General features: G+C 42.5%; 13 protein-coding genes. 7 read left to right on the top strand and 6 right to left on the bottom strand.

The window, feature by feature from the left end:
* Positions 1-42 precede the first annotated feature (42 nt).
* Both CXF72_RS05885 and ansA read left to right on the top strand, forming a co-directional pair.
* Complete coding sequence (locus CXF72_RS05885; protein WP_101037689.1) at positions 43-1,953, top strand: RecQ family ATP-dependent DNA helicase; 1,911 nt, start codon at positions 43-45, stop codon at positions 1,951-1,953.
* A gap of 62 nt (positions 1,954-2,015) precedes the next feature.
* Complete coding sequence (ansA, locus tag CXF72_RS05880; RefSeq protein ID WP_101037664.1) at positions 2,016-3,026, top strand: asparaginase; 1,011 nt, start codon at positions 2,016-2,018, stop codon at positions 3,024-3,026.
* Positions 3,027-3,138: 112 nt separating this feature from the next.
* Here ansA and CXF72_RS05875 read toward each other — a convergent pair whose 3' ends face one another.
* The 3 genes from CXF72_RS05875 to CXF72_RS05865 form a co-directional block, all read right to left on the bottom strand.
* Positions 3,139-4,359: a sensor domain-containing diguanylate cyclase gene (locus tag CXF72_RS05875; RefSeq protein WP_198552521.1), complete on the bottom strand. Its 1,221-nt coding sequence runs from the start codon at positions 4,357-4,359 to the stop codon at positions 3,139-3,141.
* A 410-nt stretch (positions 4,360-4,769) separates the two neighbouring features.
* Positions 4,770-5,537 (bottom strand): single-stranded DNA-binding protein, encoded by a 768-nt coding sequence (gene ssb, locus CXF72_RS05870; RefSeq protein WP_101037660.1) that lies wholly within the window; start codon positions 5,535-5,537, stop codon positions 4,770-4,772.
* Between the two features lie 41 nt (positions 5,538-5,578).
* Positions 5,579-6,946 (bottom strand): MFS transporter, encoded by a 1,368-nt coding sequence (locus tag CXF72_RS05865; protein ID WP_101037658.1) that lies wholly within the window; start codon positions 6,944-6,946, stop codon positions 5,579-5,581.
* Positions 6,947-7,096: 150 nt separating this feature from the next.
* On the opposite strand from CXF72_RS05865, the gene CXF72_RS05860 reads away from it, so the two are divergent.
* On the top strand, positions 7,097-7,939 hold the full coding sequence (locus tag CXF72_RS05860) for a 23S rRNA (adenine(2030)-N(6))-methyltransferase RlmJ (RefSeq protein WP_198552520.1): 843 nt from the start codon (positions 7,097-7,099) through the stop codon (positions 7,937-7,939).
* A 12-nt stretch (positions 7,940-7,951) separates the two neighbouring features.
* On the opposite strand, the gene CXF72_RS05855 is transcribed toward CXF72_RS05860, so the two are convergent.
* Positions 7,952-9,412, bottom strand: coding sequence for a hypothetical protein (locus tag CXF72_RS05855; RefSeq protein ID WP_101037654.1), 1,461 nt, complete (start codon positions 9,410-9,412; stop codon positions 7,952-7,954).
* Positions 9,413-9,768: 356 nt separating this feature from the next.
* On the opposite strand from CXF72_RS05855, the gene CXF72_RS05850 reads away from it, so the two are divergent.
* Positions 9,769-10,341 carry a nucleoside triphosphate pyrophosphohydrolase family protein gene (locus CXF72_RS05850; RefSeq protein WP_101037652.1) on the top strand — a complete coding sequence of 191 codons (573 nt, stop codon included), beginning with the start codon at positions 9,769-9,771 and terminating at the stop codon, positions 10,339-10,341.
* 91 nt (positions 10,342-10,432) lie between these two features.
* Here CXF72_RS05850 and metE read toward each other — a convergent pair whose 3' ends face one another.
* Positions 10,433-12,736, bottom strand: a complete 2,304-nt coding sequence (metE, locus tag CXF72_RS05845; RefSeq protein ID WP_101037650.1) for a 5-methyltetrahydropteroyltriglutamate--homocysteine S-methyltransferase — start codon at positions 12,734-12,736, stop codon at positions 10,433-10,435.
* Between the two features lie 113 nt (positions 12,737-12,849).
* On the opposite strand from metE, the gene CXF72_RS05840 reads away from it, so the two are divergent.
* A complete protein-coding gene (locus CXF72_RS05840; protein WP_101037648.1) occupies positions 12,850-13,734 on the top strand; it encodes a LysR family transcriptional regulator in 885 nt (294 codons plus the stop codon).
* Positions 13,735-13,838: 104 nt separating this feature from the next.
* Entirely contained in the window at positions 13,839-14,222 is a 384-nt protein-coding gene (locus tag CXF72_RS05835; RefSeq protein WP_101037646.1) for a hypothetical protein, read from the top strand.
* 187 nt (positions 14,223-14,409) lie between these two features.
* Here the strand turns inward: CXF72_RS05835 and mutS are convergent, their stop codons facing one another.
* Positions 14,410-16,983, bottom strand: a complete 2,574-nt coding sequence (gene mutS, locus CXF72_RS05830; protein WP_442966030.1) for a DNA mismatch repair protein MutS — start codon at positions 16,981-16,983, stop codon at positions 14,410-14,412.
* A gap of 86 nt (positions 16,984-17,069) precedes the next feature.
* Here mutS and CXF72_RS05825 point away from each other — a divergent pair, with 86 nt between their 5' ends.
* Complete coding sequence (locus CXF72_RS05825; RefSeq protein ID WP_101037642.1) at positions 17,070-17,567, top strand: CinA family protein; 498 nt, start codon at positions 17,070-17,072, stop codon at positions 17,565-17,567.
* The last annotated feature ends 122 nt before the right edge of the window (positions 17,568-17,689 follow it).

Raw genomic sequence — 17,689 nt, 5'->3', positions numbered from 1 at the left:
GATGTGTTATAAAGGGGACTTCAGTTGATCAGAGGTTTATTTATGTTGCAGTTACTCCAGCAGTATTTCGGTTTTTCAACCTTTAGAGCAGGTCAGGAAAAGGTGATTCAGGCTCTATTTGCAGGGCACAGTGCTGCCGCTATATTTCCGACTGGCTCAGGTAAGTCTTTATGTTATCAGCTCCCTGCACTGCATCTGCCGCATTTAACCTTAGTGGTTTCACCGCTGCTTGCTTTGATTCAGGATCAACTGGAATTTTTGCAGAGTAAAGGTATCAGCGCCGCGAGCATTCATTCCCTGCAAACTCCGGCTGAATCTTCACAGGTTTATAAGGCAATTGCGGACGGGCAGGTGAAAATTCTGTTTATCTCGGTTGAACGATTAAACAGTGAACGTTTCCGTTTGTTTTTAAAGAAAATACCTATTTCCCTGCTGGTGGTTGATGAAGCGCACTGTATCTCTGAATGGGGACATAACTTTCGTCCCGATTATCTGAAGCTCGCATTATACCGCCGTGAATTTAATATTCCGCAAGTCTTATTATTAACGGCCACGGCAACACAGAAAGTGATCGCCGATATGGGCAATAAATTTGCCATTGAACCCGATAATATTACCCTGACCGGATCCTACCGGGCGAATCTAAACTTGTCGGTATTAGGCGTCGGCAGTGCCGATAAACTCAGCACTCTGCTGCCCTGGCTAGGTGAACGCAAGCAGCAAGCCGGCATTATTTATGTGACCCTGCAGAAAACCGCCGAAGAGGTGGCTAAGCAGTTAAGTTTGTCAGGTGTTCAAGCTCAGGCTTACCATGCAGGGATGAACGGTGAGCAACGGCAAGCCATACAACAGCAGTTTATGTCCGGAGAGTTACCCTTGATCGTGGCGACCATCGCCTTTGGAATGGGCATTGATAAAAGCGACATTAGTTTTGTTGTCCATTACGATTTGCCTAAATCGATAGAGAATTATGCTCAGGAGATTGGCCGTGCCGGACGTGATGGACGACCTGCAGATTGTTTAGTGCTGGCCAATAAAAATAATCTTAATACGTTGGAAAATTTTGTTTATGCCGACACGCCGGAGGCCAGTGCGATTGATTTTGTGCTCAATGAAATAGGACAGACCAACGGGCAGTGGGAGATGGTCATGAACAGCCTCTCCAGCGAATCCAATATCCGTTTATTGACCCTGAAAACATTATTGGTTTATTTAGAATTAGAAGGTCTGCTGCAACCCGCTTACAGTTATTATGCTGAATATAAATACAAACTATTAGTACCGGAACAGGACCTGCTGGGGCGTTTTAAGAATGAGCGTTATAATTTTGTGCAGGCAATATTACAAAGTTCCAACCGGGCAAGAACCTGGGCGACCATTGATTTTGAAAAGATGCAGTCACTCTACGCATCGGATCGTAAGCGCGTGATCACGGCGATTGACTACCTTGATCAGCAGGGGCTGATTGAATTGCAGAGCAAGCAGATGACCCAAGTGTATCGGGTTTTCAAGGAGGCGTTAAATGGTAATTTACGTGAGCTGCTGGTGGAGCGTTTTAATGAGAAAGAAGGCAATGAAGTACAGCGCATTCATTTTTTACTGAATTTCTTTGCCAGTGAGCAGTGCCTGAATTTGCAGCTCGCGCATTATTTCTCGGATAATAATTTACAGCAGCCCTGTGGCCACTGTTCTGTCTGTGCGGGTTATCCTGCTATCATGCCTGCAGCGCCAGCTTTACCCTCCCTGAAGGAGACCCATTTTGAAGGGTTAAGCGCGGATATTCGCAGTAAATTAGGGAGCCAGACCACCTCAGTATTATTGGCACGTTTCTTTTGCGGGTTAACCACACCTGTCTTTACGCGTCTGAAAGTCCGTAATGTTAACGGTTTTGCGGTGTTAGAAAAATACCGTTTTGCCGAAGTAAAAGCCTGGATCGAAGGGCACATTTTATAATAATCTAATCGCTAGAAATGGTTTAAATGACAACCTAAATGACAACCTAAATGAGAAGTTAAATGGCACATAAAAAACGAATTTATATCGCCTACACAGGCGGCACAATTGGCATGAAACCTTCAAAAGACGGCTTTGTTCCGGTAGCGGGTTATCTTTCCAAAACCATTGCTAATATGCCGGAGTTTTATCATAGCCAAATGCCTGACTTTGAGATTCATGAATATGAGCCGTTGATTGATTCAGCCAATGTATCCCCCTCCGTATGGCAGGATCTCGCTCAGGATATTCAAGCGCGTTACCTCGATTTTGATGGTTTTATTATTCTCCATGGTACAGATACCATGGCTTACACCGCTTCGGCATTATCATTTTTATTTGAAAATTTATCTAAGCCGGTGATTGTGACGGGATCACAAATTCCACTGTCACAATTACGTTCCGATGCGCGGGCTAATTTATTAAACTCTTTATATATTGCCGCTCATCATCCTATTAATGAAGTCTGTGTTTTCTTTAATAATCAACTGTTTCGCGGTAACCGTGCCAGCAAACAACACGCCGATGGATTTGGTGCTTTTGTTTCTCCTAATTACCCGGTTTTGCTGGAAGCGGGAATTGAAATCAAGAATATTGCCGGTATTACCCAAAAATCGGTTAATACACCTTTACGGATCACCGATATTCGCGCACATCCCATTGCCATTCTTCACCTTTTCCCCGGGTTAGATTGGAATATTCTGGATACGTTATTAAAAAGTCCGTTAAAGGCACTGGTACTGTTAACCTATGGAGTGGGAAACGCGCAGCAGGATGAGCAGTTATTAGCGATTCTAAAAGAAGCCACGGATCGTGGTATTTTAATTGTTAATTGCAGTCAGTGTGTAAGAGGCAGCGTGAATATGGAGGGTTATGCCACCGGGCATGCGCTTAGTGAGGCGGGTGTTATCAGTGGCCTGGATATGACCACAGAAACCGTCATTGCCAAGCTTTATTATCTACTCAGTCAAGAGTTACCAACAAAAGTGATTCGTGAATTGTTAGGGACTAACCTGCGTGGTGAATTAACTTAATTTATTGCATTTTTTTATAAAAAATCCACTTACTGGCATCGGGTGAGTGGATCTAGGCGGAGTAAGAGTCTATCTAAGTTAACTCTTACTTTAATAATCTTTGGATAGCAGCTTAACTTGTGACACGATTCTTACCCGATGATTTTGATAAATACATCTTTTCATCGGCTTGCCTGATAATATCTTTGGGCTGAATCTGCGTAAAAGAGTCGGTATAACTCACCCCGATACTGACGGTTGTTATGATTTCTTTACCCTGCATAAGCAAAGGGGTTTGTGCGCAGGCCAGACGTATTTTTTCTGCCAATGCGAGTGCCGTGTTTTTATCTCTGTCGGGGACAAATACAATAAACTCTTCGCCTCCCCATCTTCCTATGACCCCGTGGTCAGCTATTGCCTCTTTAAATAGCTCGGCAAAGCGTTTTAAGAAACCATCACCTTCGGAATGACCATAGGTATCATTGACTCTTTTAAAGTTATCTAAATCAATAAGCATGCAACTCATGGTGTTGACTTCACTGCAATCCTCTCTGATCCATTTGTAGATAGCCTCACGATTATAAAGATCCGTCAGGGAATCATGGAAGGCTTTATAGGCAAGTTGTTTCTCGGCCATCACTTTGTCGGTGACATCGACGATAACAACTTCTACAGCAGGCTCTCCTTGCCAATGGATAGCATGATCATAAATATTCAAAAAGCGTCTTTCACCATCAAAACGGATATTCTCGATAATATGACTCTCTCCAATGGCTTCTCCTGCGATGACTTTGTTATAGCGGTCAATCGCTTGGGCATGAAACTCTGTGGGGATGATATCCAATATGTTTAGATTTTCCATCACATGCTGAGCCGATTTAGCGGCCATTAGTTCAATCCAGACCTGGTTAACGAGCAGGGGTTTAAAATCTCGATGAATAATAACGCCTTGATCAGAATGTTCAACAAGACTTTCATACTTAGGTTGATTCATAAGTTGCAGGGGGCTGACCTTTAAAGAGATATCAAAGATCTGTAATTCAAGTGCGGGTTGTTCTTCCCAATTTATTTTCTGCGCCAGTACAAACACAGCAATCTTCTGACCTTGTTTGTTGGTGCAATAAATAACATTACCATGGGTCTTGAAAGAGCCTGAATTTAAATGCTCAGATTTTATTAATACTTCGTCACTATAGTCAGCAGCAATAAAGGCTAAGGGGTCAGGCTGAACGGCATACATTTCATCCAGAGAAGAAAAGCCTAATATATTAACAAATTGTTGATTGACGCTGACAACCACATTATTCGCGATAATGATTTGTCCGTAGCAAAACATGTTGTTCATCTGTTGCATTAAAACCTTCCTGATTATCCACATGCCTCAGCCATTGTAGCGGGCATTCTTAGCAAAAAGCTCAATAAAAACGGTAATGAATATTTTCTGACATGGCTTTAAATCGGAGTATTTAGCCAAAATCAGGCAGAGAGTGACTTGCGTATAATATCTTACTCCAATCTTCTAATTAACTGAAATAAATGTTTTTTATTGCTCTATTTGATGAGTTAACAGGCAGATATTTATAACCTATATTCGGTACTTTATTTAAAAATAACCGTTTTTTGATAAGTTAAATTATAGTCTTAAAAAATATCCTGCAATTATTGTTCGACATCGACCTACCGTCACAAAACAAAAATGCCCCTAAATTAGGGGCATTAAGCTAAGAAGCTGTTTTTTGTGTATACACTTTAAAATTTTGAAAACTAAAACGGAATATCATCATCAAAATCCATTGATGGCTCATTATATTGAGTCGGCTGTGCTGGTTGCTGTTGCGCTGGAGGACGCTGATTTTGCACTGGTGGACGTTGATTATTTTGTGCTGGTTGCTGTTGCGCTGGTTGACGTTGATTTTGCGCTGGTTGTTGTTGATTTTGCGCTGGTTGACGTTGATTTTGCGCTGGTTGTTGTTGATTTTGCGCTGGTTGTTGTTGATTTTGCGCTGGTTGTTGTTGATTTTGCGCGGGTGGACGTTGATTTTGTGCTGGTTGCTGGTAAGCAGGGGCCATTTGCGGCGCAGGCTGTTGAGTCGGCGCTTGTTGCGGTGCTTTACCCCAGCTTTGTTGCGGCTCCTGAGCATTTTCTGGCTGTGCGTTACCCTGGAAAGGTTGACTACCCGCTTGGGTTGGATTACGTGCATCCATCATGTGGATTTCTGAGACAACAATCTCGGTTGTGTAACGGTCCTGGCCGTCTTGTCCCTGCCATTTACGAGTCTGTAACTTACCTTCAACGTAAATTTTAACACCTTTTTTAAGGTACTCACCGCACATTTCACCCAGGCGGTTAAATACCGTCAGGCGATGCCATTCTGTTTTCTCTTTACGGTCGCCGGTTTGTTTGTCTTTCCAGCTTTCTGTTGTTGCCAGTGTTAAATTTGCGACTGCATTGCCGTTTGGCATGTAACGCATTTCCGGATCTTTTCCTAGATTGCCGACTAAGACTACTTTGTTTACGCTTCGGTTAAACATCTTTTTTGCTCCGCTTACTGCTTTATGATTTATGCTGTAGATTAAGTATTTGCTAAAATTTCTTTCGCTTTGTTCAGTGCAAAGACTTGGTTATTTACTTTGATATAAACTGTTTTGTCTTCAACGATGATGACGACTTCTAAGACCCCCTCCAGCGTAATTAGCTGTTCAGTGATTAACTGCGCATGGGTTTCATCCTTGATTAATGCTGTAATAGTATGGGTGCGGACTTTACTTGGGTTATTCATACCTAATGAAATAAGAAACCAAATAGCCATTAACCCGGCTAAAAATAAAAATAAGCCGCTACTGCCGAGTAGTTTATAGGAAAACCCTCCTAAAATCCCGCCAAAAAAAGCACCTAAAAACTGACAAGTACTATAGATCCCCATCGCGCTGCCCTTGGAGCCTGCGGGAGAGAGCATTGAGATAAATGCAGGTAATGACGCTTCTAAAAAATTAAAAGCCGTGAAATAAAATAATATGGATATAAACATCCATATAAGTGATTGAGAGTTAAGTGACATTGCGATTAAACTTGCCGCCATTAACAAAATAGCAAACAGATAAAACTGTTTATTCATCTGTTTGCGGGCAGCCATGATAAGCATAGGCACTATTAATATAAATGAAACTAATAATGCCGGCAGGTATATATGCCAATGTTGCGCTGCAGGTAATTGCATATTTTGCAGTTGCAGAGGTAATACCACAAACATAGCCGTGAGTGCCATGTGTAAAATAAAAATACCACAATCTAAACGCAGCAGTTGCGGATCTTTGGCTAATTTTGCAAGCAAAGCGGGAATGGCGACGGTTTCGCCCTTGGGGGCTTTACTGACCACGTGCGGCACCACAAAATAGACGATAGCAATACCCGTGAGGGCACCGGCAGCGGTAATAAAGAACAAACCCTGCAAGCCAATGACCGGTGCTAAAACAGGACCTGCGACCATCGCCAATGCAAAGGCAAGGCCAATGCTCACCCCGATCATGGCCATTGCCTTGGGACGTTGTTCTTCTCTGGTGACATCGGCTGCCAGGGCTAACACCGCACTGGCAATTGCACCCGCACCTTGAATAGCGCGTCCGGCTGTTACACCATAAACAGTGTCAGAATAACCTGCTATTAAGCTGCCGATAGCAAAAAGCAGCAAACCGATAAAAATAATCGGACGACGGCCAAATTTGTCAGACAACATGCCGGCGGGAATTTGCAATAATGCCTGGGTTAAACCATAGGCACCGATTGCAAAACCTACCCAGATCGGGGAATAACCAATCAGCTCTTGCCCGTAAATGGCAAATACCGGCATGATCATAAACAGGCCTAACATACGTAATGCAAACACCACGGAAAGTGAGATGGCGGTGCGTCTTTCTAGAGGGTTTAGTGCATCAGATTGCATTTAACATCCATTTTTAGAGCGATAGGCTGAAATAAATCGGGCGACAATAATAACATGATAGCGCTAATATAAGGTTTTATTTTTAGCGCATTTGCAGACAATCTTATTTATACTGCACAGCTTATACCAATTATATTTATGGAGTCATTTTTGCTGAGCTATCGCCATTCTTTTCACGCAGGTAATTTTGCGGATGTGTTAAAGCACATTGTTTCTACATCAATTATTGATTATATGCTCAAAAAAGAGAAAGCTTTTTGTTATCTGGATACGCATGCCGGCTGCGGCGCTTATTCATTTCAGTCTTCTGAAGCTTTAAAAACGAAAGAGTTTAATAATGGTATTTTTCCACTGTGGGGGCGTGCGGATTTGCCCGTTCCCGTGGCGCGTTATATGGAACAAGTAGTTGAATTTAATGCCCAGAGTCAATTACAACATTATCCGGGTTCACCGAGCATTGCGCTGCAAATGTTACGCGAAATAGATCGCATGGCTTTATTTGAATTACACCCCAATGAATTTACCAATATGTGCGCTAATTTTTCAGGAAACCGGAAAATTAAAATGGCTAAAAGTGATGGTCTGCAGGGCCTGATTGCCAATATGCCGCCCGTTGAGCGCCGCGGTTTTGTTTTAATTGATCCCTCCTATGAAATTAAAACTGAATATTACGAGGTGGTTGAAACATTAATACAAGCGCACCGGCGTTTTGCAACGGGCACCTATGCACTTTGGTATCCGGTGGTTAACCGTTTGACCATTGATAAAATGGAAAAAGCGTTAAAAGCCTCCGGTATTAAGAATATTCAACTTTTTGAATTAGGTCTTCAGGAAGACTCGGATCAAATGGGCATGACATCCAGCGGCATGATTGTTATTAATCCTCCCTGGACGCTAAAAAAAGAAATGCAGGCATCATTGCCTTTTTTAGCCAAACTATTAGGTGTTGATGAGCAGGGATTTTATCGCATTGAAACCTTAGTTGCAGAATAATGGCTTTCTTTTTTAGCGATCTTTTTTAAAATGTAATAATGTCCTTAGTTTGGAATAACGCCCGCTTTCTGGTTTATCCTCGATCGCCGCTTTGCCTGCTTTTTCGATAGCAATAATGCCAGAGCGGTTTAAGGTTATTTTATAACGCTCGAATTGTTCTGTGTACCGACCCTGATCTAATGCGATAACGACATTAATTTGATAGCGTCGCTCAATGGAGGTGGTTTTAATTTTTTCTTTGTTTGATGAGGCCTCATTCTGCTCATAAAGCTTACCGCTACCGCGCTCTAAATAACGCGCAAAGGGCAACAGACTAAAATCTATGGTCTCTTCCAGTGTGTCATAACCCGGTTGGAATCCTTGTCGCACAACCTTGGTTTCGATACGAGAATGTAATATCTCCGAACTTTGTTTATTCTGCATATTGCGTTTTGCCAACAGCTGCCGGGTTTTGACCGGCAGGTTGCCAGCTTTAATATAATCAAGCCAAATTTTTTGTTTCGCCAGTTCAGTTTTACTGGTTGGATCAATTAAGGTTTTGGCCCATTTAGGTTTGCCCTTACGTATCCACTGCCAGAGAATATTTTTAAAATCATCCTTGAAAACTTCGCGCACCCCATAAATAATCGCGAGAATAAACACCATCAAGGAGGTCAACGTACTAAAAGCACCCTGCGTTTTAATAATTAATACCAGTACTACGGACATGATAAGCGCGGTAGCAACACCGGTAACCACCTTACGGGTGATGTTACCTAATGCCAGGGTCTCAGTCTTAAAAATGACGCCATACTCAATTAAGCGGCGTAACAGGCGCATTTTGTTGGCAATCCGGTTAGGATCGTCAAGTGACGCCTGCGAGTTATAGGCTTTTTCTTGGCGGTATAAGTTTTCATTTTTACAGAGCCTCAACAGTGCAAGGCGGTCTTCAGAAAATTCAGATACACGCGGTTTTTTTGCCAACATGCCCAGTAGGCTTTGTTCTGTATACCAGGACAGATAATTATCCACATTTTCAAAGATCGCCGCCAGTTTAGGATCTTTAGGGGCATGGGCACGGGTTTTGCCTAAAATGACGATACTGTGGTTGGCAATCTCTTGTGCTGCGTTATAAAAGTCCTGTAACTTGTCACTGTCATTGATCTTGAGTGCATCTTTGGTATCGGTATCAAGCGCGGTCACATATTGATAAGCGAATAGATTAAGGTGGTTGCGATATTCATAAGCGGAATGTTTCATACGACTGGCAAAACGGCTATGTAATAGGGGTAAATGTAAACCCTGAGTAAAATAGGCGCTTCGAGTTCGAACCCCTGCATTGAAATAATCAATTTCCGGTAGCGTATTTTTATTAATACTCATCTCTTTTGGCAGAGAAAAATAAACATCAATACGGCGAAACTCACCTTGATCTATCTGATGCGTTAGTTTGATTGAGAAACGCTCTTCTTGTTTAAGCCTGATTTCCTTCAATTATTCCTCTCATACGAATGGCTAACACTGTGCTGGGGGCTGTTATGTAATAGCAAAGGCATTTATTTTAACTTCATGCCTAAGGGGGTAAAGTGCATGCCAGCTGGATATAAAAAGATGTTTTAGTCTTTGTCATGATTGATAACATCCTGTTATTCAAAATGTTGTGATCTATTCCCTTATATTTTAAAAGTCTTACTTTTGTAAGCATAATGATTATACTCTTTTCTTTGCTGTTAGATAAATTAATAATGCAGGGATAATCTGATTTTGTTGCCAGTTGCTGGCTCGGATAAGCTCTCTTTTTTAACATTTTATTGCTACAATCTGCGATTTATGAAATTAGGGTTTAACGCATGCAACTGTCATTATTGACTCAACCTATTTACGACCACTTATATGCTGATATCGAGCAGTTCCGTCAGACTTTTGATCTTCCTTGCAGTGATATTAGTTCATTGAATGCACAAGCGGATGCTTTGCATACTTCGTTAATTATTGAAGAGTTAACCGAACTGGCGCAGGCCGATTGCAAAATTGAACAAGCCGATGCGATTGTGGACAGTATTTATGTTCTGATGGGACGTTTAGTTCACCGGGGCATAACCGGGGCGAGTGATCATCTTGAGATAAGCTATTTGATTGATCTTTTTTTAAATGTCGCCAAACAGCTTGAGATTGATTTTTTACCCTGCTGGGACGAAGTGCATTCCAGCAATATGAGCAAAGTCTGTCGCAATGCCCAGGAGTACCAGGAAACCCAAGAATTTTATGCCCAGCAGGGAGTGGTATTGGTGGACAGTATTAAGGGTGATTTTATCATCGCCAAATGTGCTCAAGATGTACAATTGTCGGATAAAAAAATTCGTCAGGGTAAGGTCTTAAAATCTGTTTATTACCGTCCGGCTGATTTAGCCCCGCTAGTTTAAAATAAGATAAAAGAGAAGGGAGATGGCTGTTGATGACCTCCCTTCTTTTTATTAACAGCTTAAGGCTATTTTTATTCATATTTTAAGGTTATTAGCTGGCGCGCAGTTTTTTGGCTGCTGTCACCATGTTCAGCAATGCAGGTTTAACTTCTTCCCAGCGTCTGGTTTTTAAACCGCAGTCAGGGTTAACCCACAATTGCTCAGCCGGAATACGCAGGGCCGCTTTTTTCATTAGGCTTACCATTCGCTCAACATCGGGTATGTTGGGCGAATGGATATCATAAACGCCGGGTCCTATTCCATTGGGATAACTAAACTCTTCGAAAACATCCAATAATTCCATATCCGAGCGCGACGTTTCAATGGTAATGACATCGGCATCCATTTGCGCTATGGCTTTAATAATATCGTTAAACTCGGAATAACACATGTGAGTGTGAATCTGGGTTTTATCGTCAACACCGTTGGCACAGACTCGAAAGGCTGATATTGCCCAGTTTAAATATTGCTGCCATTGGGAACGACGCAGTGGTAATTTTTCACGCAGCGCCGCTTCATCAATCTGGATAATATTAATGCCCGCCTTTTCTAAATCAAGCACTTCCTCGCGAATAGCCAGCGCAATCTGCATACAGGTCGTCTTCAGGGGCTGATCATCACGCACAAAAGACCAGTTTAAAATAGTAACCGGGCCCGTAAGCATGCCTTTTACCTTTTTTTCAGTCAGAGATTGCGCGTAGCTTGACCATTCAACGGTCATTGCCTTAGGACGTGAAACATCACCAAATAAAATCGGCGGTTTAACGCAGCGCGAACCGTAGGATTGCACCCAGGCAAATTGGGTGAAAACAAAACCGTCAAGGAGCTCGCCGAAGTATTCAACCATATCATTACGTTCCGCTTCACCGTGCACTAAGACATCCAGGCCAAGTTCATCTTGCTCATTAATACAAAATTTAATGGATTCTTTAATGCTTTTTTTATATTGCTCTTCATTGATATCCCCTAAACGTTTGGCCTGACGTAATTGCCGAATATCACTGGTTTGCGGGAAAGATCCTATGGTTGTCGTAGGATAACTGGGCAGATTTAAATAGGATTGCTGTAAGGCTTCCCGTTGGGTTATATTCTGCTTACGCTGGCCTAATTCAGGCGTGATATTAAGCACTTTGCTTTTAATATTTTGTTTGTGGACTCGTTGACTTTGACGACGGCTTTCAATACAGAGTTTATTATAAGTAAAGGCCGCTTCAACGCTTGCTAAACCCTCATTTAAAGCGCGACCAATTAAGCTTAATTCCTGTAATTTTTGAACCGCAAAAGCCAGCCAGGATTTAACTTCATAATCAAGTTTCTGTTCATTATCCAAATCGATGGGGACATGCAGTAATGATGAACTGGGTGCCAGCCATAATTTGTCCTGTAGTTTCTGATGGATAGGAAGCAATTGATTTAAAGTCTGATTAAGATCGGTTTTCCAAATGTTACACGCATTGATAATACCCAGGGATAATATTTTATCAGTGCCTAAATACGCTATCGCAAGGTCTATTTCATGTGGCGCATTAACCGCATCAAGGTGTAAACCTGCAACGGGCAGTTCGCAGGCCAGTTTTAAGTTATTCTTAAGCTCGCCAAAATAGGTGGTTAAAAGAAGCTTAACCTTGGATTGTCCCAATTTATTATAACTGCTTTGCAGTGCTTCTTGCCATTGTGTGGGGATTTCTAACACTAAAACAGGCTCGTCTATTTGCACCCAGGTAATATTTTTTTCTGCCAATAGTGCCAATAATTCACTGTAAACCTCCAGCAATTTTGGCAGTAGTGCGAGTTTTTGGCTATCATCTTTTTCTTTGCCTAACCACAGGTAGGTCACAGGACCGATGATCACAGGTTTAACATTTTTATTGATTTGCTGCAGCTCTTCAATCTGCAGCAGCAGCTGCTCGGCATTTAACGAGAAAGTGGTCTGTGCATCAAATTCCGGCACGATGTAATGATAGTTAGTATTAAACCATTTAGTCATCTCGCCTGCCTGACTTTCACCCGAGTGTCCATGAGATCCTGCGCAGCATTCCTGTGACTGCGATCGGCCCCGTGCGACTCTAAAATAATTATCTAAGCTATTATCCTGTCCACTTTGTTTGGCACGTTGTGGGATATTACCGACTAAAAAACTCGCATCAAGTACCTGGTCATAAAGTGAGAAGTCCCCGGCTGTATATAAATCCAGCGCTAAGTCCTGCTGATCCCGCCAGTTTTGTTGACGTAAATCGGCAGCAGTTGTTTGTAATTGCTGTTCGCTTAATTCGCCACCCCAGAATTTTTCCAGAGCAAATTTCAGCTGACGTTTATTGCCAATACGCGGGAAACCTAAGTGATGTAATTTAGCCATTATTTTTATCATCCTTTTAAATACAGCAGACATTGAAGTTACGAATGATTATATTTAGAATTAACTATGAAAAATAATGATGATTTATTACACAACCATGAGGTAGATTCATAATGATAGAGTTGTCGCATTTAAAAATCATGATTGCACTGCATGAAAAGGGCACCCTAACGCTGGCGGCAGAGGCTTTATGTTTAACCCAATCTGCATTATCACATCAGATTCGTCACCTTGAAAAAAAGTTAAACGTAAAATTATGGCAGCGTTGCGGGCGTCGCCTGCGTTTAACGCCGGCGGGTGAGTTATTACTAAAAGTGGGTAAACAAACCGTGCCCACCTTAGAGCAAACCGAAATGACCTTAAAAGCAATGGGGCAAGGGTTACAGGGCTTATTGCGTATTGGCGTGGAATGTTATCCCTGCCATGAATGGTTAACCCAAGTGATCGCGAAGTTTTTACAAACTCAGCCAAATATTGATATTGATATTATCAGAAAATTTCAATTTTCAGGAATCAACGGATTAATAAACCAACAGGTTGATTTACTGATCACGCCTGATTTCTATGAGCATAAAGAGTTACAATTTCATCCATTATTTGAATATGAGCAAGTGCTGATAGTACCCGCAAAACACCCCTTAGCGAAAAAAAGTCATATCGTTGCCGCGGATCTGGGTGATCAGGTGTTATTTACTTTCCCGATAGAAAAACAGCGCTTAGATGTGTTTCAGTTGTTTTTATGGCCCGAGAAGGTTGAGCCTAAAGCACATAAACAAATTGAATCGCTGGCTATCATGTTACAGATGGTCGAACATCAGCGCGGAGTTTGTGTATTACCTGAATGGCTGGCCGACAGCTACAGTCTTCAATATCATGTCAAAAAAATACGTTTGGGTAAAAAAGGCATTTATAAAACACTCTATGCGGCGATCAAAAAAGAAGATAAAGACGTTTCTTATATTAACGCTTTTATTAAACTGGGGATGGATACGCCGTAAAAATGAGCATGCAAGGGGGGTTTATAATAATGGAGATGATCTTCATCATTTGTTTTTTAAACTACAATTGTATTGGGTTTAAATCATAAAAAAAGGGGGATATCATGAAGTGTAAAATGCTCACTGTCTTTGCCTTAATGACGGTGTTTTTTGTTGGCTTTTCTTATGCTGCAGGGGCCGGCGGCGGTCAAGGCGCGGGTAGTCAAGGTACGGGAAACTTAAGCCAGATGACTAATAAAATTAATACGCAGGTCAGGTATCGGCTTACCTATCGGGAAATGGATAAAAATACCGATGAGCAAGTAACCAAAGAAGAATATCAAGCTGCTATTGCGCAACGCAGAGAGAAAAATCCTGGTTTGGGCGCAAATCAAAATGCTAATATGTTCACTTTTGAGGAGCTGGATCTTGATGGCGATGAGCAGCTTAGCCAGGAAGAATTTAATCAGCATCTCGCGACTACTAAAAGTCGCAGGTTAAAACAATAAAAAGCAGTACTCAAAATAACCGGGCAGTTATGTTCACTTTTGAAGAGTGAGATTTGAATGGCGATGCGCAGCTTAGCCAGCAAGAGTTTAATCAGCATTCGGCGACGACTAATAGACGCAGGTTAAAATAATACAAAGCAGATATTAATCGCTTAAAATAACCGGGCAGTTTATTACCCGGTTATTTTTATGCTCGCTCTTTTAATAAATAAATGAGCTCCAGCGCTTTTTTGGGGGTTAACTCATCGGGATCAATGTCTGCCAATAACAATAGAGCCTGACTGGTTTGCACGTCATCAAAAGCTAAGGTTGTCTGCAGCGGTTTTTCATTTAAGTTCGCTTGAGGCTGTGAGCCCAATTCTAATTGCCGTAATATATTTTTGGCATTATTAACCACCTCTTTTGGCACACCCGCTAATGCGGCGACCTGCAAACCGTAACTTTTGTTAGCGGCACCTTCCTGTACGGCATGCAAAAAGGCAATAGTATCACCATGTTCAACGGCATCCAGGTGAACATTGACTAACTCGGGAATATTTTCAGGTAGCTTGGTTAACTCAAAATAATGGGTCGCAAAAAGTGTGTAGGCCTGGATTTTTTTGGCTAATTGTTCAGCACAGGCCCAAGCCAGTGATAAACCGTCAAAGGTACTCGTACCGCGGCCTATTTCATCCATTAATACTAAACTGTTTTTGGTGGCATTATGTAAAATATTAGCCGTTTCGGTCATCTCAACCATAAAAGTGGAACGTCCACTGGCAAGATCATCCGACGCGCCAATACGCGTGAAAATACGATCCACCGGGCCTATTTTAGCCTGCTGAGCGGGAATAAAACTGCCGATATGTGCCATTAATACCATTAATGCCACCTGGCGCATATAAGTGGATTTACCGCCCATATTCGGGCCGGTAATAATCAGCATGCGACGCTTATCATTAAGTACAACCGGATTGGCGATAAAGGGTGTTTTACTCACTTGTTCAACGACCGGATGACGGCCTTCTTCAATATCAATACCATTTTCAGCTTGCAGGGTAGGGCGCACATAATTGAGTGTCACAGCGCGCTCCGCAAGATTATTAAGGACATCTAGCTCGGCCAGCGCCTGCGCGGTTGACTGTAATTTTTGCAGATGTGGTAATAACAGGTCGATTAACTGCTCATAGAGCTTTTTCTCGAGGGCAAGCGCTTTACCTCGGCTCGATAGCACTTTATCTTCATGCTCTTTCAGCTCGGCAATAATATAACGTTCGGTATTTTTCAGTGTCTGCCGGCGAACGTAGTGGGCGGGAACGATATCCGATTGTGAACGACTGGTTTCTATATAATAACCGTGCACCCGGTTATAGCCAACTTTTAGAGTGCTGATTCCTGTTGCCTGACGTTCGCGAGTTTCAAGTTGTTCAAGATAATCGGTTGCGCCTTTGGCAAGATTTCGCCACTGGTCCAACTCTTCATTGTAACCCGGTGCGATAACACCCCCGTCGCGAATAATAACCGGTGGATTATCAATGACTGCTTTTTCTAATAATGTCAGCAGCTCCGGGTAAAGCCCCATCTCTTTACCCAGCTTACCGACTAATTCAGTTGGCAGGTCGGCGATCAGGTGCTGGAGTTCTGGTAAAAGTGAAAACGCGGTACGCAAGCGGGTTAAATCGCGTGGACGGGCAGAGCGTAATGCCAGTCGGGCAATCACCCGTTCAACATCGCCGATCTGCTTTAGGGGGTCTGCCAGTGCACTGCTTAGATCCTGTTCGATTAATGTTTGAATCATGGTTTGGCGGTAAGTTAGGATATTAAAATTGCGGATCGGCTGATGTATCCAACGTTTTAATAATCTGCTTCCCATTGGCGTGACGGTCAAGTCCAGCACTTCAGCTAAAGTATTATCAAAGCCGCCGGAAAGGTTCTGGGTTAATTCCAAGTTTTTTCGTGTTGCGGCATCTAAAATCACACTATCAATATTTTGCTCTAACTTAATCGATTGTAAATGCGGTAAGCTGGTGCGTTGAGTATCTTTAATATACTGCAGTAATGCACCCGCTGCACAAAGCGCAATTTCTGCTTTTTCTACACCAAATCCGATTAAATCCTTAGTGCCAAATTGTTGATTTAATACTTTTTTGCTGGTGGCCAGCTCAAATTCCCATTCCGGACGGCGGCGAATAGTTTGCAGATGTTCGATTAAATCAATGTGTTCAAAGTTTTCCGGATATAAAAGCTCGGCAGGGTTAAGGCGTTGTAGTTCGGCTTGTAAGGTTTCAGTATGCTGGAATTGATTAATAATAAAACGACCACTGCCAAGATCTAATGACGCAATGCCGAAGCTGTTTTGGAATTGGTAGACCGCACATAATAAATTGTCCTGACGGTCGTTAAGTAAGGCTTCATCGGTCACCGTGCCCGGGGTGATAATACGCACCAATTTTCGTTCAACGGGGCCTTTTGAAGTGGCGGGATCACCTATTTGCTCACAAATAGCAATGGATTCCCCCATTGCAATTAATTTTGCTAAATATCCCTCTACACTATGGTATGGAACACCTGCCATGGGAATGGCATTACCACCGGTTTTGCCGCGTTGAGTTAAAGAAATACCCAAAAGCTGCGAGGCTTTGCGTGCATCATCAAAAAACAATTCGTAAAAATCACCCATGCGATAAAAAAGGAGGGTGTCGGGCACTTCGCTCTTGATGGTTAGGAATTGTTGCATCATTGGGGTATGTTGTTGTAATTGTTGCGCACTTAGCGTCATAATGAATACACTTAATAGATGATAACTTTATAATAAGAACACTTGAATTTACATTTCCAATTTTATTGGATCTTTATTGGAGAAAACTTATGTTCACTGAAAGAACCGTTCAAGAATTAGCGCAAGTCCTAGGCGAAAAACTCAACCAGGCTGGGTTCGTTGCTGCGACCGCAGAATCCTGTACCGGTGGTGGTGTAGCATACGCTATTACCGAGATTTCTGGAAGTTCACAGTGGTTTGACCGAGGTTTTGTGACCTATAGCGACCAAGCGAAAATACAGATGTTAGGCGTCAAAAAGTCCGTAATTAAAGGCTTTGGTGCCGTTTCTGAGCAGGTGGTTGAAGCAATGGCTGTCGGTGCGGTAACAAATTCCGATGCGGATCTCGCGGTGGCCATTAGTGGTATTGCCGGGCCCGAGGGTGGCAGCGATGAAAAACCCGTTGGCACCGTGTGCATCTCTTGGTATAACGTCCATTCAGTCAGTAAAACCGAAACATATTTATTTACCGGAGACCGTTCGGATGTTAGAACGCAGGCGATACGCCTTGCGCTACTCGGTTTAATTGAGGCCATTGATATAGAATGATCAGTCGATACGCCTTGCATTATTCAGTTTAATTGAGGGCGTTGCTATAGAATGATCAGGCGATACGGCTTGCGCTACTCGGTTTAATTGAGGGCGTTGCTATAGAATGATCAGGCGATACG

The sequence above is a fragment of the Psychromonas sp. MB-3u-54 genome, assembly GCF_002836415.1.
Lineage (GTDB): Bacteria > Pseudomonadota > Gammaproteobacteria > Enterobacterales > Psychromonadaceae > Psychromonas.
The sequence above is the reverse complement of the archived record's forward strand: the minus strand, read 5'-3'. Positions and strand labels throughout refer to the sequence as shown.